Origin of the sequence: Consotaella salsifontis (genome assembly GCF_900167365.1) — a bacterium.
GTDB classification, from domain to species: Bacteria; Pseudomonadota; Alphaproteobacteria; order Rhizobiales; family Rhizobiaceae; genus Consotaella; species Consotaella salsifontis.
Map to the genome: position 1 here is coordinate 216,898 of NZ_FUXL01000005.1, position 12,883 is coordinate 229,780.

15 protein-coding genes are annotated in these 12,883 nt (G+C 67.7%); 7 read left to right on the forward strand and 8 right to left on the reverse strand.

What is annotated here, in order from left to right; translation table 11 throughout:
- The first annotated feature begins 94 nt into the window (after positions 1-94).
- Positions 95-673 carry a DUF488 domain-containing protein gene (locus tag B5D38_RS09135; protein WP_078708100.1) on the forward strand — a complete coding sequence of 193 codons (579 nt, stop codon included), beginning with the start codon at positions 95-97 and terminating at the stop codon, positions 671-673.
- A 3-nt stretch (positions 674-676) separates the two neighbouring features.
- Here the strand turns inward: B5D38_RS09135 and B5D38_RS09140 are convergent, their stop codons facing one another.
- The 7 genes from B5D38_RS09140 to tsaD all read right to left on the reverse strand — a co-directional run bounded on the left by B5D38_RS09140 (position 677) and on the right by tsaD (position 5,161).
- On the reverse strand, positions 677-1,285 hold the full coding sequence (locus tag B5D38_RS09140) for an NUDIX domain-containing protein (RefSeq protein ID WP_078708242.1): 609 nt from the start codon (positions 1,283-1,285) through the stop codon (positions 677-679).
- Positions 1,286-1,325: 40 nt separating this feature from the next.
- Positions 1,326-1,979, reverse strand: coding sequence for a class I SAM-dependent methyltransferase (locus tag B5D38_RS09145; protein ID WP_245318960.1), 654 nt, complete (start codon positions 1,977-1,979; stop codon positions 1,326-1,328).
- 22 nt (positions 1,980-2,001) lie between these two features.
- The gene (locus B5D38_RS09150; protein WP_116002622.1) at positions 2,002-2,238 is read right to left on the reverse strand and encodes a DUF3072 domain-containing protein; all 237 of its coding nucleotides are present in this window, start codon (positions 2,236-2,238) and stop codon (positions 2,002-2,004) included.
- A gap of 72 nt (positions 2,239-2,310) precedes the next feature.
- Positions 2,311-2,745 (reverse strand): EVE domain-containing protein, encoded by a 435-nt coding sequence (locus tag B5D38_RS09155; RefSeq protein WP_078708103.1) that lies wholly within the window; start codon positions 2,743-2,745, stop codon positions 2,311-2,313.
- A gap of 12 nt (positions 2,746-2,757) precedes the next feature.
- Positions 2,758-3,048: a YciI-like protein gene (locus B5D38_RS09160; protein ID WP_078708104.1), complete on the reverse strand. Its 291-nt coding sequence runs from the start codon at positions 3,046-3,048 to the stop codon at positions 2,758-2,760.
- Between the two features lie 17 nt (positions 3,049-3,065).
- On the reverse strand, positions 3,066-4,046 hold the full coding sequence (locus B5D38_RS09165; protein WP_078708105.1) for an NAD(P)H-dependent glycerol-3-phosphate dehydrogenase: 981 nt from the start codon (positions 4,044-4,046) through the stop codon (positions 3,066-3,068).
- Positions 4,043-5,161, reverse strand: coding sequence for a tRNA (adenosine(37)-N6)-threonylcarbamoyltransferase complex transferase subunit TsaD (tsaD, locus tag B5D38_RS09170; RefSeq protein ID WP_245318964.1), 1,119 nt, complete (start codon positions 5,159-5,161; stop codon positions 4,043-4,045). Before tsaD ends, B5D38_RS09165 begins: the two co-directional genes overlap by 4 nt.
- Before the next feature lie 146 nt (positions 5,162-5,307).
- On the opposite strand from tsaD, the gene hemC reads away from it, so the two are divergent.
- From hemC to B5D38_RS09200, 6 genes are all read left to right on the forward strand, one after another.
- Positions 5,308-6,243 (forward strand): hydroxymethylbilane synthase, encoded by a 936-nt coding sequence (gene hemC / locus B5D38_RS09175; RefSeq protein ID WP_078708107.1) that lies wholly within the window; start codon positions 5,308-5,310, stop codon positions 6,241-6,243.
- Positions 6,244-6,258: 15 nt separating this feature from the next.
- Positions 6,259-6,954, forward strand: a complete 696-nt coding sequence (locus B5D38_RS09180; protein WP_078708108.1) for a uroporphyrinogen-III synthase — start codon at positions 6,259-6,261, stop codon at positions 6,952-6,954.
- A 130-nt stretch (positions 6,955-7,084) separates the two neighbouring features.
- On the forward strand, positions 7,085-8,737 hold the full coding sequence (locus B5D38_RS09185; RefSeq protein WP_078708109.1) for a COG4223 family protein: 1,653 nt from the start codon (positions 7,085-7,087) through the stop codon (positions 8,735-8,737).
- Positions 8,738-8,746: 9 nt separating this feature from the next.
- Positions 8,747-10,270 (forward strand): heme biosynthesis protein HemY, encoded by a 1,524-nt coding sequence (locus B5D38_RS09190; protein WP_078708110.1) that lies wholly within the window; start codon positions 8,747-8,749, stop codon positions 10,268-10,270.
- Positions 10,271-10,273: 3 nt separating this feature from the next.
- Complete coding sequence (locus tag B5D38_RS09195) at positions 10,274-10,750, forward strand: tellurite resistance TerB family protein (protein ID WP_245318967.1); 477 nt, start codon at positions 10,274-10,276, stop codon at positions 10,748-10,750.
- A gap of 2 nt (positions 10,751-10,752) precedes the next feature.
- Positions 10,753-11,535 carry a glutamine amidotransferase gene (locus tag B5D38_RS09200; RefSeq protein WP_078708111.1) on the forward strand — a complete coding sequence of 261 codons (783 nt, stop codon included), beginning with the start codon at positions 10,753-10,755 and terminating at the stop codon, positions 11,533-11,535.
- Between the two features lie 27 nt (positions 11,536-11,562).
- Here B5D38_RS09200 and B5D38_RS09205 read toward each other — a convergent pair whose 3' ends face one another.
- Positions 11,563-12,789 (reverse strand): MFS transporter, encoded by a 1,227-nt coding sequence (locus B5D38_RS09205; RefSeq protein WP_245319033.1) that lies wholly within the window; start codon positions 12,787-12,789, stop codon positions 11,563-11,565.
- Positions 12,790-12,883: the final 94 nt, after the last annotated feature.

Consider the following 12,883-nt stretch of genomic DNA (forward strand, 5'->3'; position numbering starts at 1 on the left):
GAGGCCGGACGACCGCGGAAATCCTCGTGACGATGGCATTTCTCTCCGGCGCGTCCTAGACCAGCGTCGGAACACCGCGCGAGGGACGAACGCCATGGCGAACCCGGCAGCCGAGATCTGGACGATCGGCCATTCGAATCACGCCTATGAGGCTTTTCTGGAGCTGCTTCGGAGCCACCAGATCACCGCGCTCGCCGACGTCCGCTCCATTCCCTATTCGCGCCGGGTGCCGCATTTTTCCCGCGCGCCGCTCTCGGCGCGGCTGCGGGAGGACGGCATCGCCTATGTCCATCTCGGCCTTGAGCTCGGCGCGCGGCCGAGTGATCCGGCCCTGATGACCAACGGCCATGCGGATTTCGACAAGATCGCAGCAGGAGACGCGTTCAACACCGGTCTCGACCGGCTGATCGAGGGCGCCAAGAGCCACCGCATCGCCATCATGTGCGCCGAGCGCGATCCGGCCGACTGCCACCGCTGCCTGCTTGTCGGCCGCGCGCTCCACGAGCGCGGCGTCCTGGTGCGCCACATCCTGGCCGATGGCGAAGTGACCGATCAGGCGGCCATCGAGGGCCGGCTCATGGCGATGCACGGGCAAGGCGAGGTCGACCTGTTCGCCTCGCCCGAAGAGCGGCGTGCGGCCGCCTATCGGCGACACCTCGCGCCCGCATCCTGAGCTTCAGAGAATCCCCTTCACCCGCATGTGATAGAGCAGGATGATCGTCTTGGCGTCGCGGATCTCGCCGCGATCGATCATCGCGAGCGCCTCGTCGAAGTCCACCTCGATGCGCTCGATATCCTCGCCCTCGTCCGCCGCGCCACCACCTTCCGAGCCGCGCACGCCCGCCTCGATCTCGGCGAGATAGAAGTAGAGCCGCTCGGTGACGGCGCCGGGGCTCATGAAGATGTCGAAGAGCTCGGAGACATCGCGAACGTGATAGCCCGTCTCTTCCTCGACCTCCTTGATGATCGCCGCCTTGGGATCGAGGTCGTCGACGAGCCCCGCCGTCGCCTCGATCAGCATGCCATCGCCGCCCTCGTTGACGTAAGCCGGCAAACGGAACTGCCGTGTCAGGACAACGCTGCGCTTCTGGCGGTCATAGAGCAGGATGGCAACGCCGTTGCCGCGATCATAGGCCTCGCGCGCGGCGCTCTGCCAGGCGCCGTCACGCCGGCGTTGGGCGAACGTATAGCGGCGCAGCGTATACCAGGCATCGGAGAGGATTTCGGCCCTTTCCAGCCGGACATGGTCGCTGTCGCCCGGCCAGGGCGCTTCTTTGGAGGACATGAGGGAAGTATCTCCGTCGGAAGGATCGGGAGGCGGCATTCTATCCCGCTCCCCGGCGCCAGCGCCAGACCGTCGTCGCCTTGAAGTCAGCGTCCTCCAACGCCTGGCTGGTGGGCACGCGGTGGACCGCCAGCCGTTCGAGCCTCTCGACCGGTACATAGGCACGGCCGGGATCGCCGATGAGGATTTGGACGCCCTCGCCCGCCAGCCTGTCGAACCAGGGAATGATCGCCGCGCTCATCGCCCGGTCGAAGAAGACGTCGCCGGCCAGCAGAATATCGGCCTTGATCATCTTGCCGACGGGGTCCTTGATGGCAATGTCGATCGAAACGCCGTTGGCCTCCGCATTGAGGAGAATGGCGGCGCCGCAGAAGGGATCGATGTCCACCGCCGTCACATGCGACGCGCCTGCCTTCCGCGCTGCGATCGCCACAAGACCGGAGCCCGAGGCGAAGTCGACGACGCGGCGTCCGGCGACGACGGCGGGATGGTCGAGGATGAAGCGGGCCAGCCCCTGCCCACCAGCCCAGGCGAAGGCCCAGAAGGGCGGTGCGAGGCCGGCGGACTGAAGCTCCGCCTCCGTCTTCAGCCACAGACCGTGCGCCTCCTCGGCGAGGTGAAGCGCAACCTCCGGCACGGAGGGAACGCGCTGAAGGCGCGTCTCCGCAAGAACGAAGGCGCGGGCGCCCGGCACGGTAAGGCCGGCGCCCTTGCCGTCACTTGGCGTCGCCTCCCCTGGTCCCCTTGAGACGCTTGCTCTGCTGTTGCAGGTCATCGATGAGCTTGGAGGCCTCCGCCTTGGTGAGCGAGGAGTCGAAGTCGTGGTCCGTCTCCTCGCACAGCGTCTTGAGATAGGACGCCTGGGCGCCGGTCATCGGCTCGTCGGCCGTCGTCCAGTCGTCGGGGTTCTTTTCCGTGTTGGAGGCTTGCTCCGCCTTCGGGGCATCGGTCATGGAGATCTCCGTCTCAGGATTATGTTCCTGAAATGTTCAGCCCCCTCCTTCGTTCCCCGCCCCAGGCACGCCTCAGACCATCACGCTTGCCGGATCGAGCCCGCCCATCTCGCAGATCCTGCGAAACTCCGCCTCGCCGACCGGCTGAACCGACAGGCGCGAATTGGAAACGAGCACCATGTCCTTCAACGCCGGCTCCGCCTTGATGGTCTCCAGCGTCACCGGGCTCGGCATGTCCGCGACGGCCATGAGATCGACGCACTCCCAGGCCGTGCCGGGGGCCGTCGAATCAGGATGGGCCTCGGCCGCAACCTCGACCACGCCGACCACCGCCTTGCCCTCGTTGGAATGATAGAAGAAGCCGCGCTCGCCTGTCTTCATGGCGCGCATGAAGTTGCGCGCCTGATAGTTGCGGACACCATCCCACTCCTGCCCCGCCTCGCCCTTCGCCTTCTGCTGGTTCCAGGACCACTTGCCCGGCTCGGATTTGAACAGCCAATAGGCCATGGGCTTCCCCTCTCAGGCGGCGTCGGGCTTGTTCAGTGCCCACACCCAGGGGCGGATGGTCACGGAGGAGAAGAGCCCGGCCTTGGCATAGGGATCGCCATCGGCGATCGCCTGTGCCGCCGCCGCATCCTCCGCCTCGATCATGACGAGGCTGCCGTTCGGCTTGCCGTTCTCACCGAGGAAGGGGCCGGCAAACTTCATGGCATCGCCAAATGAGGACAGGTAGTCGAGGTGGGCGGCCCGCGTTTCGGCACGCAGCGATCCGGCGTCCGCGCGATCCGTGCAAAGAAGGGCGAAGAGCATGGGTCAATCCTTTCCTGTCAGTCCCATTCGCGTTTGAGGGGGCGGGCGAGAAGCGCCTTCATCGCCTCCTCGAGTGTCATGCGCCCCGCCACGACGGCGGCGACGACGTCGATGATCGGCGCCTCGATGCCACGCTCGGCGGCGATCCGCGCGGCAATCTCGGCGGAATGCACCCCTTCGGCCAGCTTGAGCTTCGACACGTCCTCGCCGCGCCCGAGCGCCAGTCCGAAGGTGAAGTTGCGCGACTGGGCGCTGGAGCATGTGAGGATGAGGTCGCCGAGGCCGGAGAGGCCCATCAGCGTCTCGGCGCGCCCACCCAGCGCCTCGCCAAGACGGCGCAACTCGACGAAGCCGCGCGCCGTCAGCGCGGCGGCGGCCGATGCGCCGAGGCGCCTTCCGTGGACGGCGCCGACGGCGATCGCCAGGATGTTCTTGAGCGCGCCTCCCGCCTCCACGCCGGCAAGATCGTCCGAGGCATAGCAGCGCAAGGTTTCCGTTGAGAGCGCGCGAGCGAGGTCGTCGGCAAGCGCAATCTCGCCCGCCGCAACCGTCACCGCCGTCGGCAGGCCGCTGGCCACATCGGCGGCAAAACTTGGACCGGACAGCACGGCCGCGCGCGCCGTCGGCGCTTCCTCCCGAAGAACATCGGAGGCAAAATCGCCGGTCGCCTTCTCGATGCCCTTGGCGCAAAGGACCACGGGCGTACGATCCTGAAGGAGCGGAGCAAGGCTTGCCGCGACTGCCCTGACGCTCTGCGTCGGCACGACGGCAAGAACGATCTCTGCGCCGGTGGTCGCGGCCGCGAGGTCGTCGGTGGCGGTCAATCCCTGCGGCACAGGGATGCCGGGCAGATACCGGGCATTCTCACGGCTCTGGTTGATGGCGGCCGCCATCGCGGTATCGCGCGCATAGAGCGTCACCTCATGCCCCGCTTTGGCATAGAGCGCGGCGAGCGCCGTGCCCCAGGCGCCGCCGCCGATCACGGCAAAGCGCGTCATGCCTTGGCCCCCCGCTTGCCGAACCCGATCATCGGCGCAGCCTGTTCGTCCAGCGGCCAGCGTGGGCGCACCGGCGCCTCGAAGCCGTCGAAAAGCCCGGCCTCCAGCCGCTCGAGCCCGGCATGGGCGATCATCGCGCCATTGTCGCCGCACAGGGAAAGCGGCGGCGCCACCAGCCGTACGCCATGACCCTGGCAGGCGGCATTAAGGGCCGCCCGGATGGCGCCGTTGGCGGCGACCCCTCCGGCAACGGCGAGCACGGGGTCGGCAAGATCGGACAGCTCAGCCCGGTAACGTTCGAGAGCCCGGCCGATGCGGTCGCGGACGCTGTCCGCCGCCGCCGCCTGGAAGCCGGCGCAAAGGTCGGCGACATCCTGGTCCGAGAGAGGCGCCGCCGCGTTCGCCGCCTGTCGCACCGCCGTCTTGAGGCCGGAAAAGGAGAAGTCGAGTCGCTTCTCGCCCCTCATGGGGCGCGGCAGATGAAAGCGCCCGGCATCGCCGGAGGCGGCGGCGCGCTCCACCAGAGGGCCGCCCGGATGGCCGAGCCCCAGCATCTTCGCGGTCTTGTCGAAGGCTTCGCCAAGGGCGTCGTCGATGGTCGTTCCCCAGCGCTCGTAGCGCCCGAGACCCCGCACCAGGAGAATCTGCGTGTGGCCGCCAGAGACAAGCAGGACGAGATAGGGGTAGGCGACCGCGTCGGTGAGACGCGGCGTCAGCGCGTGGCCTTCCAGATGATTGATCGCGAAGAAGGGCAGTTTTCTTGCCGCCGCCAGCGCCTTGCCCGTCATCGCCCCGACGATGAGGCCGCCGACAAGGCCGGGGCCGACTGTCGCCGCGATGCCGGCGAGCCCTTCGAGCCCGGTTCCGGCCTCGGTCAGCGCGGCCTTGACGATGCCGTCCACCGCCTCGACATGGGCGCGGGCCGCGATTTCCGGCACCACGCCGCCAAAGGCCGCATGCTCCTCCGTCTGGCTGAGTACGACACTGGATAGAATGACCGGCGCGCCCGATGCCGTCCTCCCCACGACGGCCGCCGCGGTCTCGTCGCAGCTCGTTTCGATGCCGAGCACCGGCCCTTTCGGAGCGGCGGAAACCGGGTTGACTGGACGGGGCACCAACAAGGACATCCTCTTTGCGTTGCGCGGCAGGCTGATCCGCCTTACCCCTATGCTCCCAAACCGGACCGGCAAAACCTTGCCGGGTTGGAGAAGAAGGTCGGAATGCGGCGCGTCACGCCCTTCCGGTAGCAAAGGGTTGATCCATGACGCAATCGAAACCCGTCGTCATCGGCACCAGAGGCAGCAAACTCGCGCTCGCCCAGGCGGCGGAAGTGCGCGCGCGCCTGATGGCCGCGCACGGGCTGGAGGAAAGCGCCTTTGCCATCCAGGTGATCTCGACGGCGGGCGATCGCATTCTCGACCGTCCCCTGGCCGAGGTAGGCGGCAAGGGCCTCTTCACCAAGGAGATCGAGGAGTCGCTGCTCGACGGGCGGATCGATCTCGCCGTCCATTCCTCCAAGGACGTGGCGACGGTGCTGCCCAATGGTCTCGAGCTTTCCGTCTTTCTGCCGCGCGAGGATGTACGCGATGCCTTCATCGGGCGCACCGCGCCGACCCTTGACGCCCTTCCGGCCGGCGCCGTGGTGGGAACGGCTTCCCTCCGCCGCCAGGCGCTGGTCAAGCGCCTGCGCCCGGATCTCGAGGTCAAGACGTTTCGCGGCAACGTTCAGACGCGGTTGAGGAAGCTCGAGGAGGGCGAGGCCGACGCGACGCTTCTGGCGATCGCCGGGCTGAAGCGCATGGCCATGGAGGATGTGGCGACGGAGGTGCTCGACCTCGAGCGCTTTCCGCCGGCTCCGGGTCAGGGCGCGATCACAGTGGAAAGCCGGATCGGTGACGAACGTCTCGGCGGCCTGCTCGGCGCCATCGACCATCGCGAGACGCATCTCGCCTTGCTGGCGGAGCGGGCATTCCTGGCCGAGCTCGATGGCTCCTGCCGGACGCCGATCGCCGCACGCGCCACCATCGAGGGTGAAACGATCACTCTGACGGGAATGATCCTGACGCCGGACGGTACGCGGGCGCACACCACGCGGCGAAGCGGCCCGGTGGGTGAGGCCACCGCGATTGGGCAGGAAGCGGCGCGTGTCGTCATCGCCGAGGCAGGGCCCGGCTTCTTTGACGGCTGGCGGTGCTGAAGGACCAGGAAGCCAATGGCGAGGGTCCTGATTCTGCGGCGGCATGAGGAGGCCCAGCGCACGGCCCGCCTGGTCTCCGAGCGGGGTCACGAGCCGTTGATCCTGCCCACGGAGGAGGTCGTTGCCCTGCCAGGCCCGCCTCCGTCGAGAGACGTCGAGGGATTTCTCGTCACCAGCGCCAATGCCGTCGGCGCGCTCGCGGCCGCCTTCCCGCGTGACGGGCGCCCGCTCCTCGCCGTGGGCAAGGCGACGGCGAAAAAAGCGCAAGATGCCGGCTTCAGCCATATCAAAGCCGGCTCTGGCAAGGCCGAGGATCTCGCGGCTCTCGTATCGACCGTGTTTGGTCAACCGCGACGCCCGCTCCTCTACGCAACCGGGCGTCAACGCACGGCCACATTGGAGCAACGCCTTGCCGCATCAGGCATCGCCCATCTCGTATGGGAGGCCTACGACATGCGCCCGCTCCACCCGTCGGGGAACGAGATAGCGGCGGCGGTCGGCGGCAAGCCGGCTGATTTCACGCTGCTTCTGTCGGCGGCCCAGGCGCGGGCGTTTGCGGCGCTGATCGACGAGGAACCGGCCCTCCTCGGCCCCGCTCGCCCCCTGTGCCTTTCGCCGCGCATCCGCGACGCACTGCCTTTCTCTTTGGCCGATGCCGCGGCCATTTCGCCCGAACCACATCTTTTGTCGCTTTTCGATTGCTTTCTATAACCTAGTTTCGCAAAGCGAGGGCGTCCTGACTTGCGTCCCGTCCGGTCGCGGATCAATAGGGGAGCCGAGCCTAGGTCGGTCCCGCGCCCTGCCGGGACCCGCCAAGCATGAAGGAAACGGAGTCGTCTCGATGAACAGTCGCCCCCGGCGCTCGCGGCCCAACAAGCAGGAAGGCCCGACGATCGATCTTACCGCCGAGGACAAGACCGTGGCGCGAACGCCAGACGAGGAAACGTCGGCGGAGGCGACCCGGCAAGCCGCGCCCGATCCCACTCCCGAAGAGGCGGCATCGGAGCCAAGGCCCGACGTCCCGGACATCGAGGCAGGCAGCCCGCCGATCGAGCCGTCCGAGAGCGCAGCGGTCGAGCGTTCCGCCATCGAGGAAGCCCCGGCCGGGTCGACCTCGACCGAAGAGCCCATCCCTGCCCAAGAGCCCGCTACCGATACGACCGAAGAGCTCGCCGGCCCGCGGGAATTTGCCGAGGACGAAGGTTTGCAGGCGCCCGAGGCAGAAGCCGCCCCGGCGGCCGACGACGGTCTCACCCAGGCCGACCGCGATCTTATCCTGGAAGCCGCACACCCTCACTCGGCGCATGAAGAGCCCGAACACTCGACGCGCCCGCCTTTTTCCGGCACGCCGTTATCGCCCGCCTATGAGGCCGCTCCCCACGGCGGCGGGTTCGGCCCTGCCTTGGGTGCCGGCCTTCTTGGCGCGGTGATCGCCCTCGCCGGCGCCGGCGTCCTACAATATGCGGGGGTTTTGCCTTCGGTCGCGACCGAAGAGGCCGCTCCGATGGACGATGTGGCGCGCAAGGGCGACATCCAGCAGTTGCAGAACCAGATTCAGGACATGAAGGGCGGGCTCGATCAGGTCCGCTCCGCCCAGGCGGCCGGCGGCGATACGGCCGCAGCGACATCGAGCCGGCTCCAGGAGCTGGACAACCGCATCTCCGCCGTGGAGAAAGGCGGCGGCGGACAGGCGGCGGGCGATCTCGACGGCCTTCGGCAATCGGTGAACGAGGCGACCAACACGGCCAATGCCGCCAACGCGGCGATCGAGGAGGTTCGCCAGACGGCAACCAAGGCCAACGACACAGCCAACCAAACCGCGAGTGCGCTCGACGAGCTGCGCTCCACCGTCGACGCCAACCGCCAGAACGCGGAGAACTCCGTTGCCGAGGCAAGGCAGGTGGCCGATTCGGCCAACCAGACCGTTGCCCAGCTCGCGGACCGTCTCTCCGCCGTGGAAGCGGCCAATGCCAAGGCGCGCGTCGCTCTCGCCGCCGCCTCGCTGAAGGCCGCCATCGATCGCGGCGACCCGTTCATGAGCGAGCTCGAAACCTATGCCGCAGCCGCCGGCGGTGACGAAGCCGTCGCCGACTTGCGCGATTTCGCGGCCAAGGGCGTTCCGACCGAGCGCACCTTCGCAGCCGAATGGAGCGACGTGAAGGACAGGATCGCCGCGGCGCTGGCACCGAGCGGCCCCAATGTCGGCATCGGAGAGCAGGTTCTCTCCGGTCTCAAGGGTCTCGTTTCCGTCCGTCCGGCTGGCAATGCCACGACTGCGGCGCCGGCCGCCGACGTTCCGGTGCTCGCGCAGATGGATCAGGCGATGGCTGAGGGCAATTTCCGCCATTGGCTGGAGCTCTGGCAGGGCCTGCCCGATCCGGGCAAGGCGGCGAGCCAGGATTTCGAGGAGGCCGTCCGCTCGCGCATCGCCGCGGACGATGTCGCCGAAAAAGCGCTGGGCGGAGCCCTTGGCGCCAATCAGACGGCAGGGTGAGGACATTCCATGTTGCGTGTGCTGGCCTTTTTCCTCATCGTTCTCGCCGCCGGCCTGGGCTTTGCCTGGCTTGCCGACAATCCCGGCATGGTGTCGCTCACCTGGCAGGGGCAGCATGTCGAAACCAGCTTCCTGGTCTTCGTCATAGCTGAGGCGCTGCTGATCTTCGCGGCGCTGATCCTCGCCTGGCTGATCGTCGCCTTTTTTCGCACGCCCGGAGCGCTCGGCGGCTATTTCCGCCGTCGCAAGCGCGATCGGGGCTATGACGCCCTGTCTCGCGGCATTCTCGCCGCCGGAGCGGGCGATGCCGTCGCCGCCCGCCGCCTCGCCAAGCGCAGCGAGAAGCTTCTCGGCAATCGCCGCGAGCCGCTGGTGCGCTTCCTCGACGCACAGACGGCGATGATCGAGGGCGACCATCAGCGCGCCCATGCCGCCTTCGAATCCATGGAGCGCGACCCGCAGACCCGTCTTCTCGCCCTGCGCGGCCTCTACCTGGAGGCCGAGCGCGCCGGCAACGAGACTGCGGCCCGGCACTATGCCGAGGAAGCGGCGCGGATCGCCCCGCAGCTGCCCTGGGCGGGCGGCGCGGTGCTGGAAGCGAAGTCCTTGGAGAAGGATTGGGACGGGGCACTGCAGATTCTCGAGGCGCAGCGCGAATCGCGCCTCGTGGGCAGGGACGATTCGAAACGTCTGCGCGCCGTGCTTCTGACCGCCAAGGCCAAGGCGGTGGCCGATGCCGATCCCACCACGGCCAAGAATGCCGCCATTGAGGCGCACAAGCTTGCGCCGGACCTCGCGCCGGCGGCTGTCACGGCAGCGCGCGCCCTCTTCCGCCTCGGCGATATCCGGCGCGGCGCCAAGATCCTCGAATCCGCCTGGACGACGGAGCCGCATCCGGAGATCGCGGAAGCCTATGTCAACGCCCGGCTCGGCGACTCGACATCGGAGCGACTGAAGCGCGCCAAGACGCTGCAGTCGCTGCGGCCGAACCACGTCGAGTCGTCCATCTGCGTCGCCCACGCCGCGCTCGATGCCCACGACTTCGCTCTCGCCCGCGAGGAAGCGCTCGCGGCGAGCCGCATGGGGCCGCGCGAAAGCGTGTTCCTGCTTCTTGCCGATATCGAGGAGGCCGAGGGCGGCAACGAGGGCAAGATGCGCGAGTGGCTTTCCCGCGCCCTGCGCGCCCCGCGCGATCCCGCGTGGACGGCCGACGGCATGGTGTCGGAGGAATGGCAGCCGATCTCGCCTGTCACCGGCCGGCTCGACGCCTTCCGCTGGAAAGTGCCGGTGCAGCGCCTCGGCGCCGCAGAGCCGCTGAATATTTCCCACGAGGAGGAGGCAGCCCGTCCGCTCGTCGAACACGCGCCGGTGACCTCTGCGTCGACTCAGCCATCGGCCGAGAACCATCCGACGAGTGGAGCCGCGTCACCATCTCCCGTGGACGCGGACGACGAAACTCCGCCTTCGACAGGCACCACGCCGCCGCCCGGCGGTCAGGAGCATGGCGAAGGCGGCCGGATGCGGTTGTTCTAGCCCGTGCTGGCTGATCGCCTGAAGGAGCTGGTCCGTTTTCTCGGCGGCGATGGCGAGGGCGTCGCCGGCTCGTCGCTCGGGCCGGACGATCCTCGCGTTGCCGCCGCCGCCCTGCTCGTCCATGTCGAGCGCGCCGACGGCAGGATGACCGAGGCCGAGCGGGAGAGCCTGCGCGCCGCCCTTGCAACGGAATTCTCGCTGTCGGAAGATGAGATAGACCGCGTCACCGACGCCGGCGGCCAGGCGGACGCCGAGGCTGTCGATCTCTATCGCTTCACCAACGTCCTGATGCACGCTCTCGACGCGCAAGGGCGCGTGCGCTTCATAGAACTGCTTTGGGAGGTCACTTTCGCCGACGGCGAGGTGCATGAGCTGGAGGACAACCTGATCTGGCGGATCGCCGATCTTCTCGGCGTCTCGACACGAGATCGAATGCTCATGAAGCACCGGGCCGCCGATCGACACGACAAAGGTGGATGAGAATGGCGGAAACGGCCGGAAAGAGCGCTCAAGAGACATTGGACGAAGCGGCCGAGCGCCGTTTCGTGCTGGGTGGCGCTTCCGACCCCCGGCCGATCCTGGCGGTCCTGCACCAGGAGATGTCGACGACCGGCCGCGTCGGCCAGATCCTTCAGTCCCATGGCGTTGCCCTGGACATTCGCCGGCCGGTGATGGGCGACGCTCTCCCCGAAACGCTGGAGAATCATCGCGGCGCCATCATCTTCGGCGGACCGCCCAGCGCCAACGACGACGAGCCTTATCTTCGCCAGGAGATCGAATGGCTCAAGGTGCCGCTGGAGGAAAAGCGCCCCTATCTCGGCATTTGTCTTGGCGCCCAAATGCTGGCCAAGCATCTCGGAGCGGAGGTCGGGCCGCGTTCGGACGATATGGTGGAGATCGGATATTATCCCCTGTCCACCACGACGGAAGGCCGCCGGCTCATGCCTCATTGGCCGTCCATGGTCTATCAGTGGCACCGTGAGGGGTTCGATCTGCCGTCTGGCGCCTCGCTGCTCGCCACCGGCGATCGCTTTCCCAACCAGGCGTTCCAATATGGCGAGACGGCCTTCGGCGTTCAGTTTCACGCCGAGCTTACCCTCGCCATGCTTCACCGCTGGACGACGCGCGGCCACGAGCGCACGCTGCTTCCGGGCGCTCAGAAGCGCCGCCAGCACTTCGACGGGCGCGCGATCTACGACGCGCCGGTGCGCCGCTGGCTCGAGGATTTTCTCGCGCACATCTTTGGCGAGCCGGCCAAGAGCTGACGCCGGACTCGGCCGCGCCCTCTTCCCTCAAACCCGGCCGGCGAGATGGCGCGCCTTGCGCAGCTCCGGGAACAGCGCCGACCAGATTCCGGCGACGGCGATCGTCGCGAAGCCGCCGAGCACCACCGCTGGCACGGCGCCGATCCAGAACGCCATCACGCCCGCGCGAAACTCGCCAAGCTCGTTGGACGCGCCGATGAACACCTGGTTCACGGCGTTGACGCGCCCGCGCACATGGTCCGGCGTCCAGAGCTGCATCAGGGTTTCGCGCACATAGACGCTGATCATGTCGCACGCGCCCATCGTCGCCAGCGCCACGATGGACAGCCAGACCCATTGAGACAACCCAAAGACAACGGTGAAGAAGCCGAACAGGGCGACGAAGACGAACATGATCCGTCCCGCATGATCCTTGACGGGGTGGGCGGCGAGCCAAAGCGCCATGCCGATCGCGCCGAAGGAGGGCGCGGCGCGCAAGAGCCCGAGCCCCCACGGCCCAACATGGAGGATGTCGCGCGCATAGACCGGCATCAAGGCGACCGCGCCGCCGAGAAGCACCGCAAACAGGTCGAGCGAAATGGCGCCAAGCACGACCTTCTCCGTCCACACATAGCGGAAGCCGGCGATCACCGTGGACATGCTCTTGCCTTCGTTCGTCACCACTCGCTGGGCGGGGGCATGGATCGAGAAGACGAAAACGGCCGCGAGGAGGAAGAAGATGACGGCGACGGCATAGGGCACGTTGGCGCCCACGCCGTAGAGCAGGCCACCGATCACCGGGCCGATAATGCTCGCCGCCTGCCAGGACGAGGAGTTCCAGGCGATGGCGTTCGCCAGCTCCTCGCGCGTCACCAGGTTGACCACCAGGGACTGCTGCGCCGGCCCGAAGAAGGCGCGCGCGATGCCGAAGGCGATGAGGATGGCGAACACCGGCACCGGCGAAACGAGGCCATGCCATGTGAGCGTCAGCAGCGCGGTGGCTCCCATGGCCTCAACTAGGATCGCGCAGCCCATGATGATGCGTCGCGGATAGTGGTCCGCCACCGTCCCCGTCACCAGAACCAGCAGAAGCGCCGGAAGGAACTGGCAAAGCCCGATGAGGCCAAGGTCGAGGGGATCGCGCGTCAGGTCGTAGATCTGCCAGCCGACGGCGACCACCACGATCTGGATGGCCAGCGACGACAGAAGCCGCGACAGCCAGTAGAGAAGGAAACGCTTGTTGCGGAAGACCGCGAACCGGTCGCTCTCGGGCACCGAGCCCGGTTGCGGCTCGCTGCGTTCTTCCTTCGATTCTCCGCCTGCCGTCACGACGCACCACCTGCCGTTGTCGGCCACCGGGCGAGCGAAC

What these genes read in the sequence shown, in the direction of transcription:
- B5D38_RS09150 (WP_116002622.1), bottom strand. Translation starts at nt 2,238, where the DNA reads ATGACCGATGCCCCGAAGGCGGAGCAAGCCTCCAACACGGAAAAGAAC.
- B5D38_RS09155 (WP_078708103.1), bottom strand. Translation starts at nt 2,745, where the DNA reads ATGGCCTATTGGCTGTTCAAATCCGAGCCGGGCAAGTGGTCCTGGAAC.
- B5D38_RS09165 (WP_078708105.1), bottom strand. Translation starts at nt 4,046, where the DNA reads ATGACGCGCTTTGCCGTGATCGGCGGCGGCGCCTGGGGCACGGCGCTC.
- B5D38_RS09140 (WP_078708242.1), bottom strand. Translation starts at nt 1,285, where the DNA reads ATGTCCTCCAAAGAAGCGCCCTGGCCGGGCGACAGCGACCATGTCCGG.
- B5D38_RS09200 (WP_078708111.1), top strand. Translation starts at nt 10,753, where the DNA reads ATGGCGGAAACGGCCGGAAAGAGCGCTCAAGAGACATTGGACGAAGCG.
- B5D38_RS09135 (WP_078708100.1), top strand. Translation starts at nt 95, where the DNA reads ATGGCGAACCCGGCAGCCGAGATCTGGACGATCGGCCATTCGAATCAC.
- B5D38_RS09190 (WP_078708110.1), top strand. Translation starts at nt 8,747, where the DNA reads ATGTTGCGTGTGCTGGCCTTTTTCCTCATCGTTCTCGCCGCCGGCCTG.
- B5D38_RS09185 (WP_078708109.1), top strand. Translation starts at nt 7,085, where the DNA reads ATGAACAGTCGCCCCCGGCGCTCGCGGCCCAACAAGCAGGAAGGCCCG.
- B5D38_RS09180 (WP_078708108.1), top strand. Translation starts at nt 6,259, where the DNA reads ATGGCGAGGGTCCTGATTCTGCGGCGGCATGAGGAGGCCCAGCGCACG.
- B5D38_RS09160 (WP_078708104.1), bottom strand. Translation starts at nt 3,048, where the DNA reads ATGCTCTTCGCCCTTCTTTGCACGGATCGCGCGGACGCCGGATCGCTG.
- hemC (WP_078708107.1), top strand. Translation starts at nt 5,308, where the DNA reads ATGACGCAATCGAAACCCGTCGTCATCGGCACCAGAGGCAGCAAACTC.